The organism is Streptomyces sp. NPDC085932, from assembly GCF_044540525.1.
Classification (GTDB): domain Bacteria; phylum Actinomycetota; class Actinomycetes; order Streptomycetales; family Streptomycetaceae; genus Streptomyces; species Streptomyces levis.
Genome location: NZ_JBITSJ010000006.1, coordinates 291,622 through 313,643, shown reverse-complemented (window position 1 = coordinate 313,643; position 22,022 = coordinate 291,622). Strand labels below are relative to the sequence as shown.

The following is a 22,022-nucleotide window of genomic DNA, read 5'->3' as shown; positions in this document are numbered from 1 at the left end:
CGGGAGCGGCCACTGCCTGCTGCCCGCACACCGTTCAGGACGGCCCCCGATGAGTCTGCAGGCATCGCCCGAGGTCAACGCGATGATCTTCATCCTCACCGGGGAGAAGCTCATCGACGCGGACGAGGACCTGGCCTACGACAGCCGCACGCCCTACTCCGGGCTGGGCCGCAAACTCGACCGGCTCTCCTCGCTGATCGAGAAGTCGATCCACGACATCGCCGAGTCCATGCCGGACGACCTGGCCAAGTCGTACGCCAAGGCGATGGGCATGCTCATCGACGACGGCGGCAAGAACTACCTGCGCGAGTTCGCCGAGCAGCTGGACAAGATCGCCGAGGGCCGGCGCAAGACCTCCATGGACATCATGGAGTCCAAGTGGCAGGTCATCGCCGAGGTCATCCGGCTGCTCATCGAGATCGCCATCTACCTGGCGATGTCCTTCTTCACCGGAGGCGCCTCGGCCAGCCAGATCATGATGGCCAAGCTGCGCAGCCGCTTCATGATCCTCACCACGCTCAGCCATCTGCTGCAGCGGCTGCACCTGGCGCCGTCCCTGACGGAGGCCTTCGCCGAGGCGTTCACCACCTTCGCGGTGCGCCTGGCGATGATGAACTTCGCCCCCGACGGCCGCCGCCCGGACGGCTTCGACTGGAACGACATCCTCAAGTCCGCCGCGTTCGGCGCCGCCGCGGGCTTGTTCACCAGCGTCTTCGACGACTTCGCGAAGAGCATCGTCAAGAGCTACGACCACAACTTCCTCAAGAACGGCCCCGACGGCTCCTTCAAGAAACCCCCGAACCTGGACCTGAAGGACGGCCCAGGCCCCCACCTCGACCACACGCCGAAGGACCGCCCGGGCCCGGACCCGTCCCCGAACGGCCCGACCCCGCACCGCGACACCCCGACCACCTTCCGGGACGGCCCCCTCTCCTTCCGGAACAACCCCACCCTGTGGCGCAACAACCAGCTCCTGCGCCACAACGCCGACCGGCCGGGCGCGCTGGCAGGCCACTACGGGCTGAAGGGCACCGCCGACTTCCTCGCCGCCGGCTCCGGCGAAGCCCTCGCGGAGATCCTGATCAAGGGCGCGTTCGACGGTGACTGGTCCACCAGCTGGTCGACGTTCGTCGGTGCGGGCATCAGCAGCCAGGTCGAGGCGACGCTCACGGACATCGCCATCAACAGTGGTGCGGAACTGCGCCATGCCATCGACAAGTTGCGCCTCGCACCGCCGACCGTTTCGGGCGGCGACCACGGCAACGCCGATGCCGCACGCTCCGGTGACGGCACCGGCAAGGGCGACCGCACGGGCGGCCCTTCCCAGCACGCCCCCGGCGGCGGCGACTCCACCACGCCCGCCGACACGTCGACCACCGGCTCGGACACCCTGGACGGCACCCTCTCACCGTCCACCGACCTCACCCAGGGCACGCCCCCGCCGCCGTACACGAGCGTGGACCCGCCGGCGTACTCCCCCGGCCCGCTGCCGGTGACCGCCGCCGAGAGTGCGCTGTGGCAGCAGGTCCACCACGGCACACCCGAGATACGGGACGCGGCGCTGCGCGACATCGCCGCGCTGCGCGGTTCGCAGTCTCCCGGCAGTACCGAGATCGGCGTGCGCGACGCCCTGCACGACAATCTGGCGCAGCGACCCGAGGTGCGGGTGGTGCCCGCCGGGAACAGCCCGGCCGCCCAGATCGACGCCGATGGCGTCCGCCGTGCTCTCGACTCGCTCGGGGTGACGGTCACCGTGGACGCGCCGCTGTCCGGCGGTACCACGCTCCCCGCGGACACCACGCTCTCCGCGGAGACTCCGGTCAGCCAGGACCAGGTGCAGACGCCTCCGCCCCAGGCGGCGACCGGTCCCGCCGCTACCGGCTCGACCACCGGCGGCTCACCCACCACCGGCACTGGTACTGGCACTGGCAGCGGCACTGGTACTGGTACTGGTACTGGTACTGGCAGCGGCACCAAGTCGGGCGGCGTCACCACCACAGGTTCATCGACGTCCTCCTCCCTGTCGTCCCAAGACGCCGGCACGCCGGACGGCACCCCTGCCTCGACGGACGGCGAGGAGACCGCCGCGCTGCCGGAGCAGTCGCAGGAACGGAGCGACGGCCAGGAACAGGACCAAGACCAGGCCATCCCGGCCACCGGCGACGACTCCCTCCGCCCCATCCGGACCGACACCTCGGAGGGCCCGGCCGAGACCAGCACCACCGGCTCGACGCAGTCCTCCCCCGATGCCGCCCACGACCTCACGTCCGCACCGCCGAGGGTGACGACGACCAGTTCCGCCGACACCGCCCCCTCCCCCGGTGACGTACGCACCGCGCCGGAAAACGACCCCTCGTCATCCGGCAGCGTCGACAAAGAGCCCGGCCCCGTCCTCACCGAGCCCTCCCAGGCGCCGTTCACCGTCGTCGTCTCCGAGCAGCCGCCGCCCGTGCAGGGGTCGCCGGAAGCGGCGACCCTGCTGGACGAGGCCGGCACCGACCGGGCCGTCGTACTCGGCCCGCCGACCGCGACGGACGGAGCGGGACGTCCGGTGCGCGCGGCCGTCGAGCTCACCCGCGAAGGACCGGCCCGGCCCGTCCAGGTGCGCCCGCTCGAGAGCCTGCCGCCCACCGCCGGAGTGGACACGGGCGTGGACAGCAACGCCGTCTTCCCCGGTTCCGACGTGCTGCTGCCGCTCGCCGACGCCCTCGGGGCACCCGCTCCCCCCGACCCCACGTCCCGGCCCGCCACCGAGAGCGGACCGACCCCTCCCACCACCACCTCGGACGGCGCCGACACCACGCCCTCCCCGGGCGAGAAGCCTCTCCGCACCGAGTCGGCGACGCCGAGCGCGGACCCCCTGTCCGTCAAGCTGCCACCCAAGGCCGAGCCCCCGGCACACGCCACCCCGACGGCTCCGGACACCGCCGTCGACGTCCCCGCCGCGGCCAAGCTCGCCACGCTCTCGCGCCCGTGGGCCGAACCCGCCACCGACATCCACCTGGAGTCCGGCGAGGGCACCGTCCTGCCTCCGTCATCAACGACACCACATGACGAGCCCTCCCAGCCCCACGCTCCCGTCACCGCGGCGCCCGTCACCTCAGGGCCCGTCACCCCGGGGCCCGTCACCCCGGGGCCCGTCACCCCGGCGCCCGCCCGGATCATCGTGCGGCCCGCGGACGACACACACGGCGCTGACAGCACCACGACACGGCCCCGGCCCCAGGGACAGCCGGTCGTCACCACCCTCACCGGCCACACGGTGCCCGTCACGCAGCTGCGCCGCTGGATGCCCGGCGCCGCGGCACCCCCGCAACCCGGACGCCCCGTACGGACGTTGACCATCTCGCAGAGCCCGGCAGAGGACGCGACGACGCACAGCGAAGGGCGCCGTGCACTCCTGGGACAGGACACCTTCCGCAGCGTGCGCACCACGTCCGCTCCCACCGCCCCGGATCCCGAGGCCACGCCCGTCGCGCCCCGGACCGTCTTCACCGGCCCGCCCACCCCGCTGCCCGGCTCCGGCACCGAGGACGGCGCCGACTACTTCGCCGGGCACGGCACCTCCCGTACCGTCACGCTCGGCACCGACGACGCCGCGCATCCCACGGTGAAGGTGAGCGGCGTCCAGTTCGGCGAAGTCCTCAAGTCCTGGTTCCGGGACGGCGATCCGAAGCGGCCCATCGTGCTGTTCTCCTGCGAGACGGGACAGCAGCCGCGGATCGCGGGCCTGCCCGTCGCCCAGCACGTCGCCAACCGCACCGGCCGGTCGGTGTACGCGCCCACCACCGAGGCCGGCACCGCCCGCGACCGCGACGGCAACGTCCGCGCGGTCCTGACCGAGGGCCCCGACGGGCCGGGCCGCTGGCGGCTGTTCACCCCCGAGCCCACCGGTGCCCGTCTGGAGGAACTGGCGCGCGCCGCCGGGCTGCACGCCGGACCCGAACCGGCCGACGCCTTCACCCTGGCCCGCACCCTCCAGCAGATCCGCACCCTGCGCGACGCACTGGGCCCCGACGCCGAACAGCGTCCGGAGAACCGCGAGTTGCTCGCCGGTCTCGCCTTGGTGGACAGCCTGCGCTGGCGCAGCCCCGACACCGCGCCCCGCTACGGCGACGGCCGTATGACCCCCGACCTGCTCCGCCGGATGGTCACCGACTGGAGCGGCACCACCGGGGCCACCGGCAGCGACCCCGCGACCGGGCCCACCCCCGAGCAGTACACCCGGTTCCTGCGCGCCGCGGCCGACCTGCGCTCCACCGCGGGCTCCGACGCCACCCTCGACACCCTGCTGCCCCCGCCGCCGCCCGCGCTCCCGCCCACCGCCCTCGTGTCCCCGCAGGACGTGCACGGACTGGCCTACGCGCCCTCCGCGCAGGTCACCTGGTCGCTGTCCGACACCCCGCTGCCCCTGTCGGAGCTGGCCCTCAGCCCCGAGGACACCGCCGAACTCGCCCGCCGCAGGCCCGACCTGGCCCCCGCGCCCAGCCGCCCGGAGAGCCTCGCCGAGGAGCTGACCCTCAGCAAGACCGGCACCGCACCCGCCCCCACGGTGCACGCCGACGGCCAGGCCTTCACCCGACTGGACACTCCCGGCGGCGGCAACTGCCTTTTCAGGGCCCTGCTCGACAGCGCCCGCAGCCGGCCGGTCCCACCCGCGTGGGCGGCACGGAACATCGCCGGTCTGCGCCGTCTGCTGCGCGACCGGATCGCTGACACCGAACTGGGCAGTGCCGCCACCATGGCGTTCCCCGACCCGGTGTACTCCGTCGTGGACGACCTGCGGATGCGGGCCCTGGCGGGCGTGACCGACGCCGAGGAGCGCGCGAGCGTCACCGCCGAGTGGAACGACATCGCCCGCGCCGTCGTCACCCGAGGTGACGCCCGGACGTGGCGGCAACTGCTGCGCTCCGGCGACTACCCCCAGCTCGCCGACATCGCCCCCACGCCCGCCGAGGCCCGCCGCCTCGGCCCGGGCGCCCTGGTCGCCGCGGCCGCCGAACACCCGGGCCTGTGGGCCTCCCCCTTCGCCGACCTGCTCCCGGAAGCCCTGGCCCACGCCCTGGACCTGGACCTGCGGTTGGTGCAGCCCGACCCGCGCACCGGCGGCTCGACCGTCACCTCGCTGCACCCCGGCGGCAGCGGCGGCACCCTGCACCTGGCCTACAACGGCACCGACCACTACGACGCCCTGGTCCCGGCCCCGGCCCCGCCTCCTCCCGTAGCGGACCCGGTCACGTCCCAGGACGCCGGCACCCAGGACTCCACCGCCCCTCAGGACATGTCGCAGCACGTCCCCGTCGGGGCAGACCTCACCGCGCAGGACTCCGACGGCAGCGAACACGCCGAGGTGACGACCGACGACAGTTCCGAGGGGACCGACACCGGGGCCGACACCGGGGCCGAGACCGGGGCCGAGACCGGGGCCGACACCAGGGCCGAGACCGCCGACCGGGGCGATCCGGTCCCGCTGGAGACCCAGCTCGACCGGCACCGTCCGGCGCGTCTGCTGACCGGCCCGGACGCCCCTCCCCCGGCCCCGGCGCCACGCACCGTCGTCTTCTCCGACGGCAGCCGGCTGCCCGAGGTCCTGCTCCACCCGGACGCGGACCCCGGCGACGGCACCCCGGCCGACGGCACCCGGACCGACGGCACCCGGATCGACGGGCAGGCACGGACCGGCCCCGCCGGACTGTTCAACGGCCCCGGCGTCACCACACTCCGCTCTCCCGAACTGGTCGCCCGGCAGATCATCGGCACCCTGCCCAAGAACCTGCGCACCCGCTTCGACGAGACGGAACTGCTCCGGCTGCTGACCGACCAGCCCGGCGCCTTCACCGCCCCGCGCGGCGCCCGCCTCGTCGGACGCGAGAAGTCCGGCGTCGGCCTGGAGATGACCGTCGAAGCCGTCCCCTACCACCGTTGGGAACGCTTCTCCGACGTGAACGGCGGCACGGTTCGCGTGGACACCATGCGGCGCGGCCAGGCCGGCACCGGCGGAGGACGCAGCGTCGGCGTCGGCCGCCGCATCGCCGGCGCGCTCAGCATGGGCCCTCCGCTCAACTGGCTGCTGAAGATCGGCGTATCCCTGGGCTGGACCCGCAGAACCGACTACACCCAGGGCACCCAGGCGTACAACCAGACCGAGTGGCGCGCGCACGAGGGCTCCCACCTCCACCTGGACGACGTGTACTACCGCGTACGGGTGGACCGCGTCACCGAATCCCCCAGGAGCGCCGCGCCCTCCGGCACGACCGGCGAGCCCGACCCCCGCACCCCGCAACCGGCGTGGCGGCGCACCCAGGTGCACGCGGCCGGCTTCGGGATGCGCGACGGACTGAGCTGGCGGCTGCCGGACGACCTCACCGTGCCCTTCAAGGGCCCCCGCCGCGCCCCTCGCACGCTCACCTTCCCGGACGGGACGGAGCCGCGGGTCACCGACATCACCGGCCTGCACCTGATCGACCCGCCCGAGGACATCGCGCTGGCGGTCTCGGGTTCCCGGCCCGGCAGTTCGGCGCACCGCACCGTGATCTCCTGGGTCCGCCCCACCCGGCTGCTCGCCCTGTTCGGGCGGATGACGGGCCCGGTGACAGGACCCGAACTGACCCGGGGCAGCGGACAGCATCCGCTGGGCCACCTGATCGTCGAACGGTCGGTGCCGCACCGGGCCACCCTGGTCACCGAGTCGGTCAAGGCGGAACTGCGCGACCTCACCCAGACCACCTATCAGAACGAACGCGGGCACGTCCGCGACACCCGTTTCGGCATCCAGGTCACCGCGGGTCCCAACCACACCCTCGTGGGCCCGGAGACGGACGTGCGCCTCCAGGGCGGGCCGCTGGTCCGCGCCGACCTGACCAGCGGTCGGGGCCACTACCTCGGCGCCGACGCGGCCCGCAAGACCACCGGCCGGATCCGCAACCACCCGGTGGCGCTGTACCGGGTCGAGCGCACCCTGATGGTGCGCATGCCCGGCGAGCCGGCGTCGGCGGCGCGTCCGGTCCGGGTCGTCAGCCTGGACTGGATGGCCACGCAGGACGCGCGCCGTCTCGCCGGCTGGGACGACCGCACGCCCGGCCGGACGGGGCCCCACCCGGACGCCGAGCCGCCCGTGCCGTGGTACCTCACCCGGGAGAACCCGGTCCACCTCAGCGGCCAGGTCCGCGCCGAGGGCTTCCGCCCCGACCGCCCGCTGACCCTCGGCCCCGGCACCGACCCGCCACAGGAACAGGGCAGAACCCCGCAGGACACGACTCGGCAGCCCATGCCGTCGGACAGGGCTGGGCAAGCCGTGCCCCCGGACACGACTGGGCAACCCGCACCGGCGGACACGGCTCGGCAACCCGCACCGGCGGACACTGCTCGGCAACCCGCACCGGCCGACACTGCTCGGCAACCCGCGCCCGCCGACACGGCTCGGCAGCCCGCGCCCGCCGACACGGCTCGGCAACCCGCGCCGCCGGACCCCATGCGTGCCTTCACGGACGCGGTCCTCGACACCCTGCACCGCTCCTACCCGTCCTTGTTCGTCCCGCCGCTGATGCTGCGTCATCCGCGGCTGGCCAAGTTCTGGTACGGCGACGGCCGGATGCGCACCGCGCTGCACAACGACCGTCAGATCCGCGAGGCCCTCAACCGGCCGAGCCTGGCGCAGAGCCTGGACGACCTGACCACCACCGGCGTCCCGGTCACCCTCACCGAGGACGGCAAGGTCCGCCGGGGCCACCACACCCTCGTCCTGCGGGCCCGGCTCAGCGACCGGCAGTTCGAGACCACCATGAGCGAGCGCTCCCTGCGCAACGCGGTCATCGGCACCGAGATCTCCGGCCAGGGGCAGCAGGCCTCCCTCACGCTCTCGGGCGGCGTCGAGCTCGGCATCTCCCCGCGCGACCACGACAAGGTGCCCGAGGCGGGGCTGCCCCGTCAGACCGGCAACGTCACGCTCGGCGCCCGCTACGCCAAGACCGATCAGAAGGCCACCAGGAACACCGTCGCCGTCGCCCACGACCACCTCACGTTCCAGAACGGCGCCGACCTCTACAGCTACCGGGTGGAACTGGGCGCCACCTTCGAGGGACACCGCCGCCCCAGGGGCTGGGCGCGCCTGGCCACCGTCGGTCTGCTCGGCGCGGGCGTCTTCGTCAGCAAGGTCGCGGAACGGCCCCTGTTCACCCAGGGCAGCGAGACCGTGGGCCGGGTGGAACTCGCCGTGCCCGCCGCCCACGGCTCCGAACGCCACGCGCCCGCCGACCCGCCACCCGGCCGGTCCGCGCCCGCTCCCACGACCGCCGCTCCACGGCAGCTCTCCGCCACCGAGGCGGACCAACTCCTCGACGGCACCCGCCCGCTGCCCCGCGTGGGCTCCGCCGACCGGCGCCTCACCCTCAAACTGCTGAGCGCACCCCACGTCGTCCTCAGCACCGAGGGCGGCCCGCAGCGCCAGCAGCTCATGCAGGACACCGCCGACCGCGCCACCGGCTCGTCCTGGCACGTCGGCGCGCCCGGCGCCCCGGCCCGGACGGCACTGCGCCGGGCCATGGCCAACCTCTCCGTGGCCGGACAACTCGGCCAGTACCTCGGCCCGTTCGGCTCCCGCATCGCCGGACTGACCGGCGCGGGACCGCTGCAGACCCATTACCTCAAGGCGGCGATCCGCGGCGAACTGCACAACCTGCGCGTCAAGAGCGACCCCAAGCCGGCGAGCCTGGAAGCCACCATCGGCAACGAGCATCGCGTCGTGGGCAGCGCCAGCACCGTCTCGCACGCCACGGTCGGCCTCCAGGGCTCGGACATGCCGCTCCAGCAGGCCCCCGGGCAGCAGCCGGTGGTCGGCACCTACTCGACCGCTCTGCAGTACGCCTGGGGCCGCGGGCGCAGCATGGCGCAGACCCTCACCCGGGGCCGCAACACGACCCTCACCTTCGCCGGACGCATGTACCTGGTGGTCGCCGACGCCGCCGAGACCATCGCGGTGCGCGACCGCTGGACGGCCGCGATGGGCCTGGCCGGGACGCGCGCAGGGGGCAGGATCAGCTCCGCCGCCGGCCGCCTGTCCGAGCACCTGGGCCGTCGCCTGGCTCCCCGCCGGGCCGCAGCAGCGCTCCAGCGCGTCCGCGACGCGGTGATGTTCCACCTGCCCATGCAGGACGCCATCGAGGCCGGACTCGCCCCGGACGGTCTGGGCACCGCCACGCCGCGCAACCTGGGCGGCGGTTACCGGCTGCCCGGCTTCCTGCGTGGGCGGCGCTTCCCCACCCACCCCAGCGGCCAGCTCGACGCGAGCCGCGCCGCCCAGCACCTGCTGCCCCAGCTCGAGAAGATCGGCGTGCCCTCCCACGACCGCGAGCAGGTCCTGCAGCGGCTCTCCCCCGACTTCCTCCGCGCCCACCTGCACGAACTGACCACCGACGGGATGACCCTGCCGGTGCGTCACCGCACGTGGCGGAGCCCGCACCACCTGCCGGTCGGCGGCAGCCCGGCCCAGCTCCACTTCAAGCTGACCCCGGTCACCACCACCGTGGAACGGTTGCGCACCGGCTTCGAGCTGGAGGACTACCGCACCATCGCCCGCGACACCGCCATCGCCGCCTCCCAGGACCGTGGCGCCGACGTGACGATCAGCGCCGCCCAGCGGGCCGCGGGCGACAACGCCAACGTCCTCACCGCCAGCCCCTCGGCGCAGGGCACCGCGGCCAAACAGCGCTCCAGCGCCCGCAGCGAGACGCACGGCAGCACCGCGATGCCGAACGTCGCCACCACCCAGGCGCACGCCGAGATCGTCACCAGCTACGTGCTGACCGTCACCATGGCCGACGTGAGCGGCACGCCCCTCGCGCCCCGCGTCGGCGCCTCGGTCGGCACCCTCAACGAGATCCTCCCGGCCGGCCTGCTCACCCCGAACGGGGACGGTTCCGACACCGCGCTCACCGAACAGGACGTGCCCGAACCCGAGCGCGCGGTCACGCTGCTCACCGCCGACCAGGCCCGTCCCGCCGCCATCGCCGCCTGGCGCACCACCACAGGCCAGGCCGCCACGGGCCAGGCCAACCCCGGTCCGGCCACCACCGGCCGGATCACCACGAGCGGAGCCACCGCTGGTTCGGCCACCACCGACCGCACCACCGCAGGCCAGGCCACCACCGGTCCGTTCACCACCGGCCCGGCCACCTCCGACGCCCACCCCACCGACTCCGACGTCCTCCCCTTCGACGACGCCATCGGCTCCGGCATCCTCGCCGTCGACATCCTCGGCGCGGACAACGTGCGGGACGGCCTCACCCTCGCCACCGCCCGCGCCGACGGTTTCGGCGACAGCGACCTCGGCCGCCGCCACACCGGCGACCTCCTCGCCGCCCGCGTGCGCATGGCCCGCCTCACCCCCCTCACCGGCCTGGGCACCGCCCCCGCCCAGGCCCAGCAGGAAGCCACCTCCCAAGGCGGCCTGACCGCGGGCTTCCGCGAGGCACTCGGCCCCGACGGCTCGCCCCTGCCCACCCAGTCCTCCGCCCGCCTCCTCGGCCAGTCCCACACCGCCGACTCCCGCCTCTACGCGAAGATGCACCGCACCGGCGCCCGCCTGCTCGCCGTGGAGAACAAGCCCCGCATGGAGGCCATGCAGCGACGCAAGACCTCCGACGCGCTGGAGGCCGGCATCACCGACAACGTCGAAGGCGCGGTGGGCACCTCCCCGCTGGCGGGCAACAGCAACGCGGGCGTGACCAACCCCGGCGCCACGGTGCCCATCGGCGGTGCGAACGACAGCACCGTCCTCAAGGGCTCCGCGGACACCACCCTCGGTACCCACGTCAAGGTCGTCACCGACCGCAGCATGCTCTTCGCCGTCCCGGTGAGCTGGCTGGCGGTCTCCGAGGTGCACCACCAGGTGACCGACAGCCGCCCGCTGCACGCCCTCGGCAAGGCCCGGCGCGGCCCCCGCGCGGCGGAGGCCCGCACGACCGCCCTGGTCTGGCTGCGCGAGGACATCGCCCGGGACTACGGTCTCCTCGACGACACCACCTACCCCGACGAGGTGAGTGCCGCCTGGGACGCCCAGGCGAAGGCCACCGCCGACCTCGCCACGGCCGAACAGCGCTACTACGACGCCCGCGCACGCGCCCGCGACACCTGGCTCGACCTGACCCCGCAGGAACAGACGGCGCTGGGCGACCCCACCACCGACCAGGCATCCGTGCCCGCCTCACCGGCCGTCACCGCCTGGCGGGCCGCCCGTGACGAGGCGCGCCTCTGGGAGCAGCGCACCGACGCCGCCGCCGCAGAACACCACCGCCTGCACCTCGCCGCGACCCGCCTCACCGCCCACCACCGCGGTCCGTCCGCCGCTCCGGCACCGGAACGGCCCGCCTACACCGAGCCGGCCTGGCGCTCCGAAGCCCCCGCCCCCTACACCGTCAGCGCCGCCACCGACTCCACGCCGCGCACCCTCACCTCACCGGACGGGGCCACCGTGCGCGAGGTGCACGACGTGCCGCACGACGGCGCCTCGTTCTTCCACGCCCTGCTCGCCGTCGCGGCGGACCGGGGCCGGCTGGCCCACCTGCTCGGGACCGACCTCGCCGACCGGTTCACCGCCGCCCCCGGCAACCCCACGATCACCGCCGAAGCCGTCGGCGCCGCACGCGACCGCCTCGCCTGGGCACTGGGCGAGGACAGCAATCAGGACCTGCTCGACTCGCTCGCCCTGGACGCCGCCGACACCTTCTCCCAGGACGAGATCGACGCGGCGGGAATCCATTTCACCCCCGCCCAGCAGGCCGAGTTCGACGCCTTCGGGCGTCTCCCGCAGACCTTCTGGCCCACTCCCGGCCAGCGCGTCGCCCTGGCCGCCCTCGCCCTGTCCCGCCCGTTCGCGAGCGAACCACGCCAGGACACCGGAGCCCACCCGACGGACGGCGAGCAGACCCCGCCCGCCCGCCGCGCCGGTGACCACGGCGGCGCCGACCTGCTGCCCGCCCTCGCCGCCCGCGTCCTGGGCACACCCCTCACCGTCGTCACCGGCGAAGGGCGCAGCCAGCTCTTCCTCCCGCACGGCGCAGACCCGGCCACCGTACGAGCGGCCACCGACCCCGTCCTCTTCGCCGCCGGCGACTTCTTCCACGCCGCCCTGCCCCCGGGCACACCGCCCCCGGTCACCACCCCACTGCCGACCCTCGTCCTCACCACTCCCCTTACGGACAACCCGGCCCCGCGCCCCACCCCGCACCGCAGCCACGCCACACCGCCGTGGATGCCGCCGGCCCAGACCTCCGGCCCGCGCTACCGCCTCGACCGCGACGGCGTCCTCACCGCACCCGACGGCGCCACCTACACCCAGGGCCCGCACACCGGCCGTGGCAACGGCTTCTTCGGCGCGCTCTCCACCGCCCTGCGCCAAGCCGCCGAGCAGCCCGGGCTGCACCGCCGCGAGGCCGCACGCCTGCGCACCCGGGCCGGCGTCACGCCCACCCAGCTGATGCGCCTCAACGGCTTGCCCGGCGACCCTGCCGAACGCGCCACGCTCTTCACGCCCCCGCCCCTGCGGACCAGGCCCGGTGCCCCCGCACCGAGCCCCGAGGCCCTCGAAGGGCACCTGCGCCGTCACCTGTCCGAAGCGCCGTGGAGTCCCGAGGCCGACCGTGCGCTGGCACGCTGGGCCGCCGCCGCGACCGGCACCACCGTCACCCTGATCGAGGAGAACGGCACCGCCCACACCTACGCCGGTCCGTCCTCCGACAGCCCCCACTTGCGGCTGCGACGCCGCGGCGGCGACATCGTCCCCCTCGTGCCACGCACCCCGGCGCCCGTGCCGACAACTCAGCAGGAGGAGGAAGAGGCGAGCGACCTGAGCACGCTGTCCGGCGCCGAGACGGCCACACCGTCCACAGCAACGGAGCCGGTGCTGCGACCTTTCAAGCTGGGCCGGTTCGAGTTCACCAACCTCAACCAGACCGACCGCTACCTCGACAAGGCCGTCCGCATCGCCGAACTCCTCGACGAGCACACCACGATCAGGAACTACATCGGCGACCGCACCGTCCGCATCACCTTGCACGTGCGGACGACAGAGACCCCCGCCGACGTCATCGACCGCGGCGACAACGGCGTCGACATCAACCTGGCGAGCTACTACTTCGAAAAGTACGACACCGGCTACATCATGGGCATGCTCGCCCACGAGATCGGCCTGCACCCCCTGGCCTCCCGGGACGCGAACATCGCCGAGCAGGAAGAGGCCTACCAGGGCATGCCCCTGACCGTGCCGGGCCTCACCGACCTCAACCCACCCCGCGTGATGAACAGCGCCTCGGCGGGCCAACGCGACCACATCATGGCCGCCTACCCGCCCACTATCCGCCACCGCCTCTACCGCAACATCATCATCGAAATGGCCCACGTCCTCGCCCAACGCGCCCGCGTCGGCGTACCCGGAGCCAAGAACCAAGACGTCACCGACCTGTTCGACACCTACCTGATGGACCTCGCCTCCATCGCCGTCACCAGCGACTACCGGCTCAACGCCGTCAAGGAACCCAACTACACCGCCCGCGTCTACAACGCCTACAAAGACCAACTACGCGACGCCCTCGGCGACAACACCACACTCAAAAACCTCCTCCCGTCCAACAAGACACTCTTCGGCGTCGCCCGCAACTTCACCCAACTCGCCACCGCCATCGCCACCAACAACCGCGGCGACAGCATCCAACAACCCACCCCACCGACCCCCGCCACCACCACAACCGACGAGGCACGCCCCCGACTACCGCAAACCGGGATCGGGACCGGGACCGAAAGCGGTACGCCGAAGGCCACACCGTCGCCGTCACGGGGGTCGCACGACCCTCGTCCCCGCTTCGTCGTCCGCTCGGGTTTCGACGCACGCCGCTTCACCCACGCCGGTCGCCCCGTCACCGACCTCACCGTCCGCGTCGCCCTGCGCGGCACCCACGACCAGGCGACCCACGTCTTCCAGCAACTACGTGACGGCGTGGAGGAGTTCCTCAACACCCCCGCCTACCAGCTGCCCAACGGCGACCGCCTGCACGTGACCGTCGAACACGTCGACCCCAGCGACGCCAACGCCGAACCCCCACACCTGACCGTCGACCTCACCGGCCGAGACAAGGCCATGGACCAGGTCACCTGGTGGACCGACGCAGCCCCCGTACAACTCGTACACGAACTCACCCACCAACTCGGCCTGCGCGACGAATACCGCGACACCGACACCCCCCACCGCCCCCACATCCTGGGCAGCCTCCTCGGCGACCTCAACGAAGCCCCCGAAGACCCCTCCCTCGCACCCGCCGGCCTACGCGACCGCCACCTGGCCCTCCTCGCAGCCCTCATCGGCGACGTCCCCCAAACGCCCAGCGACGACAAGACCGACCAGAGCTGGAGCGCCGCACGGAACACCGCCATTTGTGAACCCCGCGAGTCCGTATGGGTCGACCCCGTCTCCCTGCCGCAGACCGTCGACAGCACGGCGGTCACGGGTGTCCCGGTCCACATGCCGCAGAGCACGGACACCGCGCCCGACACATCCACCGCGGCCCCGATGCCCTTCAAGCTGGGCCGGTTCGAGTTCACCAACCTCAACCAGACGGACCGCTACCTCGACAAGGCGGTACGGATCGCCGAACTCCTCGACGAGCACACCACCATCAAGAACTACATCGGCGACCGCAACGTCCGCATCACCCTGCACATGCGGACGACAGAGACCCCCGCCGACGTCATCGACCGCGGCGACAACGGCATCGACATCAACCTCGCCAGCTACTACTTCGAGAAATACGACACCGGCTACATCATGGGCATGCTCGCCCACGAAATCGGCCTGCACCCCCTGGCCTCCGGCAACACCAGGATCGCCGAGGAGGAAGACCTCTACCGCGGCATGCCCCTGCTGGTCCCCGGCCTGGAAACCCTCAAGAACCCCCGCTTCATGAACACCGAGGGCGCCGGCCAGGAAGACCACATCATGGCCGCCTTCCCCCACACCATCCGCCACGGCATCTACCGCGACATCGTGGCCGAAATGGCCGAGGTGCTCGAACGCCGCGCAAGGGTGGGCGTGCCCGGAGCGAAGAACCAGGACGTCACGGATCTGATCGACACCTATCTGATGGACCTGGCCTCCATCGCGGTGACGAACGACCACCGTGCCAAGGCGATCCTCGACCCCAGCTATACGGCGAGGGTCTACAACGCCTACAAGACGCAGTTCGCCGAGCGTCTCTCCCCGGACAGTCCCGTGCGCGCGCTGCTGCCCGGCGACAAGGGACGCTTCGGCGTCCTCGGCGACTTCGCCCAACTCGCCACCAGCGTCGGCACCAACAACCACGGCGACAGCATCCAACAACGCACCCCTGCGGCACCGACCGCCACAGGTTCGGCGCAACCCCGGCTGCCCCAGAGTGCGACCGACGTCCGCCCGCGGATGCCGCAGAGCAGCGCCCCGCCCCCCGCCACCGCGCAGCCGGAGCTGCGTCCGTTCAAGCTGGGCCGGTTCGAGTTCACCAACCTCAACCAGACGGACCGCTACCTCGACAAGGCAGTCCGCATCGCCGAACTCCTCGACGAGCACACCACGATCAGGAACTACATCGGCGACCGCACGGTCCGCATCACCTTGCACGTGCGGACGACGGAGACCCCGGCGGACGTCATCGACCGCGGCGACAACGGCGTCGACATCAACCTGGCGAGCTATTACTTCGAGAAGTACGACACCGGCTACATCATGGGCATGCTCGCCCACGAGATCGGCCTCCACCCCCTGGCCTCCCGGGACGCGAACATCGCGGAACAGGAAGAGGCCTACCAGGGCATGCCCCTGACCGTGCCGGGCCTCACCGACCTCAACCCACCCCGCGTCATGAACACCGCCTCGGCAGGCCAACGCGACCACATCATGGCCGCCTACCCGCCCACCATCCGCCACCGCCTCTACCGCAACATCATCATCGAAATGGCCCACGTCCTCGCCCAACGCGCCCGCGTCGGCGTACCCGGAGCCAAGAACCAAGACGTCACGGATCTGATCGACACCTATTTGATGGACCTCGCCTCCATCGCGGTGACGAACGACCACCGCGCCAAGGCGATCCTCGACCCCAGCTATACGGCGAGGGTCTACAACGCCTACAAGGAGCAATTCGCCGCGCAACTGCCGGCAGACAGCCCCGTGCGTGCCCTGCTGCCCGGCGACAAGGGACGCTTCGGCGTCCTCGGCGACTTCGCCCAGCTCGCCCGCAGCGTCGGCGCCAACAACCGCGGCGACAGCATCCAGCAGCCCACCTCGGCCACCCCTTCGGCACCGACCACCAGCACGCCCGGCGAAGCGCGCCCCCGGCTGCCCCAGAGTACGACCGACGTCCGCCCGCGGATGCAGCAGAGCAGCGCCCCGCCGCCCGCCACCGCAGGTCCGGTGTTGCGTCCGTTCAAGCTGGGCCGGTTCGAGTTCACCAACCTCAACCAGACCGACCGCTACCTCGACAAGGCCGTCCGCATCGCCGAACTCCTCGACGAGCACACCACCATCAAGAACTACATCGGCGACCGCAACGTCCGCATCACCCTGCACATGCGGACGACAGAGACCCCCGCCGACGTCATCGACCGCGGCGACAACGGCATCGACATCAACCTCGCCAGCTACTACTTCGAGAAATACGACACCGGCTACATCATGGGCATGCTCGCCCACGAAATCGGCCTGCACCCCCTGGCCTCCGGCAACACCAGGATCGCCGAGGAGGAGGACCTCTACCGCGGCATGCCCCTGCTGGTCCCCGGCCTGGAAACCCTCAAGAACCCCCGCTTCATGAACACCGAGGGCGCCGGCCAGGAAGACCACATCATGGCCGCCTTCCCCCACACCATCCGCCACGGCATCTACCGCGACATCGTGGCCGAAATGGCCCACGTCCTCGCCCGACGCGCACACGCCGGCGCACCCGGGGCCAAGAGCCAAGACGTCACGGATCTGATCGACACCTACCTGATGGACCTCGCCTCCATCGCCGTCACCAACGACCACCGCGCCAAGGCGATCCTCGACCCCAGCTACACGGCGAAGGCCTACAACGCCTACAAGGAGCAATTCGCTGCACAGTTGCCGGCCGACAGTCCCGTGCGCGCGCTGCTGCCCGGCGACAAGGGACGCTTCGGCGTCCTCGGCGACTTCGCCCAACTCGCCACCAGCGTCGGCACCAACAACCACGGCGACAGCATCCAGCAGCCCAGCCCGGCCACCCCTCCGGCACCGACCACCAGCGACGCGGCACAACCCCGGCTCCCTGGGAGCGACAGCGGCACGACGACGGTCTCACCGGAGCCGGCGGTGTCGCCGTCACGGGGGTCGCGCGACCCTCGTCCCCGCTTCGTCGTCCGCTCGGGTTTCGACGCACGCCGCTTCACGCACGCCGGTCGCCCCGTCACCGACCTCACCGTCCGCGTCGCGCTGCGCGGCACCCACGACCAGGCGACCCACGTCTTCCAGCAACTACGTGACGGCGTGGAGGAGTTCCTCAACACCCCCGCCTACCAGCTGCCCAACGGCGACCGCCTGCACGTGACCGTCGAACACGTCGACCCCAGCGACGCCAACGCCGAACCCCCACACCTGACCGTCGACCTCACCGGCCGAGACAAGGCCATGGACCAGGTCACCTGGTGGACCGACGCAGCCCCCGTACAACTCGTACACGAACTCACCCACCAACTCGGCCTGCGCGACGAATACCGCGACACCGACACCCCCCACCGCCCCCACATCCTGGGCAGCCTCCTCGGCAACCTCAACGAAGCCCCCGAAGACCCCTCCCTCGCACCCGCCGGCCTACGCGACCGCCACCTCGCCCTCCTCGCAGCCCTCATCGGCGACGTCCCCCAAACGCCCAACCACGACAAGACCCACCAGAGCTGGAGCGCCGCACGAAACACCGCCATCCGTGAACCCCGCGAGTCCGTATGGGTCGACCCCGTCTCCCTGCCGCAGACCGTCGACAGCACGGCGATCACGGGTGTCCCGGTCCACATGCCGCAGAGCACGGACACCGAGCCCGACACATCCACCGCGGCCCCGATGCCCTTCAAGCTGGGCCGGTTCGAGTTCACCAACCTCAACCAGACGGACCGCTACCTCGACAAGGCGGTACGGATCGCCGAACTCCTCGACGAGCACGCCACGATCAGGAACTACATCGGCGACCGCACGGTCCGCATCACCTTGCGCCTACGCACCACGGAGACCCCCGCCGACGTCATCGACCGCGGCCACAACGGCGTCGACATCAACCTCGCCAGCTACTACTTCGAAAAGTACGACACCGGCTACATCATGGGCATGCTCGCCCACGAAATCGGCCTGCACCCCCTGGCCTCCCGGGACGCGAACATCGCGGAACAGGAAGAGGCCTACCAGGGCATGCCCCTGACCGTGCCGGGCCTCACCGACCTCAACCCACCCCGCGTGATGAACAGCGCCTCGGCGGGCCAACGCGACCACATCATGGCCGCCTACCCGCCCACCATCCGCCACCGCCTCTACCGCAACATCATCATCGAAATGGCCCACGTCCTCGCCCAACGCGCCCGCGTCGGCGTACCCGGAGCCAAGAACCAAGACGTGACCGACCTGTTCGACACGTACCTGATGGACCTCGCCTCCATCGCCGTCACCAGCGACTACCGGCTCAACGCCGTCAAGGAACCCAACTACACCGCCCGCGTCTACAACACCTACAAAGACCAACTACGCGACACACTCGGCGACAACACCACACTCAAAAACCTCCTCCCGTCCAACAAGACACTCTTCGGCGTCGCCCGCAACTTCACCCAACTCGCCACCGCCATCGCCACCAACAACCGCGGCGACAGCATCCAACAACCCACCCCACCGACCCCCGCCACCACCACAACCGACGAGGCACGCCCCCGACTACCGCAAACCGGGATCGGGACCGACAGCACAGCGGCCACGGCTGTCGCGCCTCGCATGCCGCAGTCGAGCAACACCACGCCGACGGCGGCGGAGCCGGTCCTCGCCCCGTTCAAGTCGGGGAACTCCGAGTTCACCAACCTCAAGCACACCAACGAGAAGTACCGCGACAAGGCGATCCGCATCATCGAACTGCTGCGCAGGCACGACACGATCCGTGACTACGTGGGCGATCGGACCGTCCGTATCACCTTGCACGTGCGGACGACGGAGACCCCGGCGGACGTCGTCGACCGCGGCGATGACGGCGTGGACATCAATCTCGCCAGCTACTACTTCGAGAAGTACGACACCGGCTACATCATGGGCATGCTCGCCCACGAGATCGGCCTCCACCCCCTCGCGAGCCGGAACACGAAGATCCCCGAGGAGGAGGACCTCTACCGCGGTATGCCCCTGCTGGTCCCCGGCCTGGACACCCTCAAGGAACCCCGCTTCATGAACACCGAGGGTGCCGGACAGGAAGACCACATCATGGCCGCCTTCCCGCACACCATCCGCCACGGCATCTACCGGGACATCGTCCTGACCATGGCCGGCGTCCTCGCCGAGGACGCCCGCAACGGTGAGGAGGGCGCCAAGGCCAAGGACGTCACCGACCTCGTCGACACCTACCTGATGGACCTGGCCACCATCGCGGTGACCAACGACCGTCGCAAGGACGCGGCCTGGGAACCCCGTTACACGGCCCGGGTGTACAACGCGTACAAGGAGCAGTTCGCCGCGCTGCTGCCGGCCGACAGCCCGGTCCGTGGCCTGCTGCCGGCGAACAAGAGCTGGTACAACGTCACCAACAACTTCCTCGGCCTCGGAGCCAGCTTCGCCTTCAACAACCAGGGCGACAGCATCCAGACCGCCCCGCCGCGACAAGTCGGTGACTCCGGCGAGGCCCGCCCCCGCCTCGCTCCCGCGAGTGACGCCCCGGCGCCGTCGCACGGCTCACCCGGCGCTTCGCACCCTGCCAGGGCACGGGACCGGCGTCCGCGGTTCGTCGTCCGTTCGGGCTTCGACGCACGCCGGTTCACCTACGATGGCGAACCCGTCACCGACCTGACGGTCCGCGTGGCCCTGCGCGGCACGGACGATGAGGCCGCCCGCGTCTTCGCGGCGCTCCAGGCGGGTGTGCAGGAGTTCCTGAACGCTCCAGGGCACCTCCTCCCCGGCGGCGACCGTCTCCACGTCACCGTCGAGCGCGTCGGCCCCGCCGCGGCCGGATCCGACGCCACCGGCAAGGCTCCGCACCTGACCGTGGACCTGGTCGGCCGGGACCGGCCCATGGACCAGACGACCTGGTGGGCGGACGCGGACCCCGTCCACCTGGTGCACGAACTCACCCACCAGCTCGGCCTGCGCGACGAGTACCGCGACGGCGACGCCCCGCACCGCCCCCATGTCCTCGGCAGTCTGCTGGGCGACCTGAACGAGGCGCCCGAGGACTCCTTCCTGGCGCCCGCCGGCCTGCGCGGCCGTCATCTGCACCTGCTGCAGGCATTGATCGGCGAGGTGGAGCCCCGGCCCGGCCACGGCGAGCAGGACGCGGAGCTCACCTGGGCGGAGGCCCGCGGAGGGACCACCCCGGTCCCGCGCTCCGCCGTCTGGGTCGACCCCGTCTCCCTGCCCACCGCGGACAACGCCGCGGAAGACGCCACGGAAGACCCCACGAACGGCACCCCGGGCACGGAGGTGCCCGCCCGGATGCCGCAGAGCGCCGGCCCCGCGCCCGCTGCCTCACAGCCGGCCTTCACTCCCTTCCGGTCGGGGAACTACGAGTTCACCAACCTCAAGCACACCGAGGAGAGGTACCGCGACAAGGCCGTCCGGGTCATCGAGTTGCTCCAGGAGCACCCGACCATCCGGGCCTACGTCGGTTCCCGGCCCGTCCGCATCACCCTCCACGTCCGCACGACCGAGACTCCCGCCGACGTGCGTGACCTGGGTGACCAGGGCGTGCAGATCAACCTGGCCAGCTACTACTTCGAGAAGTACGACACCGGCTACCTCATGGGCATGCTCGCCCACGAGATCGGCCTGCACCCCCTCGCCTCCCGCAACGGCAACATCCCCGACGAGGAGTCGATGTTCCAGGACATCCCGTTGCCCGTGCCGGGTCTGGCGGATCTGGCCACGCCCCGCACGATGAGCACCCGGGGCGCCGGGCAGGCCGACCACATCATGGCCGCCTTCCCCAGCAGCACACGGCACGGTATCTACCGGAACATCGTCGTGGAGATGGCCGAGACCCTCGCCCGGCAGGCGCAGGCGGGAGAGGAGGGCGCGAAGGCTTCGGACGTCACCGACCTGTTCGACTGCTACCTCATGGACCTGGCGTCCATCGCGATCACCAACGACTACCGGATGAACGCCGCGAAGGAACCCAACTACACGGCTCGCGTGTACAACGCCTACAAGGAGATGCTGGAGGCCCGCCTCGGCGACAAGCCCGCTCTGAAGGCCCTGCTGCCGACGGACAAGAGCCTCTTCGGCGTGATCAACGACTTCCGGCGCATCGGCACCTACATCGCCCTCAACAACCGCGGGGACAGCATCCAGCGGACCGATCCGAACTGAGCCAGGTGAAGGTGTCCCGTCGACGGGAGACAATGCCGACCATGACGAGCATGACGACTTGAAGAGCACCTGCCGGACGGGCGCACTGGCGCAAGGTCGGGAGCTGGGAAACGGTCTGCGACGGCGACCGCCGGTTCTGTGCCACCTGCCGTGCGCCCGTCCGCTCGTACCAGTACCGCTTCCATCCGCGCGAGTCCCCGATGTTCGAGCGGTGCGTCGGGCTCGCCTGGTGTTCGGGATGCCGCATCTACTCCGGGAACATGGTGCATGTCCCGCGGACGCGGGTTCTCGTGGACGCACTGGCTTCCCTTCCCCGTGAGGAACGGGAGCGGCTGGGCCGTTCCGAGACACGGCTGATCGAGTTCCTGGACCGTCAGGCCCGCAACCGAGGAGCTCGCACACCGCACCAGATCATGTACATGAACATTGTGCACGTGGGTGTACT

General features: G+C 71.6%; 1 protein-coding gene. It reads left to right on the top strand.

Annotated features, from left to right (window positions below):
- Positions 1-49 precede the first annotated feature (49 nt).
- Positions 50-21,577, top strand: coding sequence for a hypothetical protein (locus ACIGAQ_RS28600; protein ID WP_399787713.1), 21,528 nt, complete (start codon positions 50-52; stop codon positions 21,575-21,577).
- Positions 21,578-22,022 lie beyond the last annotated feature (445 nt).

Bases quoted from the DNA above. Each gene is read 5' to 3' on its own strand.
- ACIGAQ_RS28600 (WP_399787713.1), top strand. From the start codon at position 50: ATGAGTCTGCAGGCATCGCCCGAGGTCAACGCGATGATCTTCATCCTC.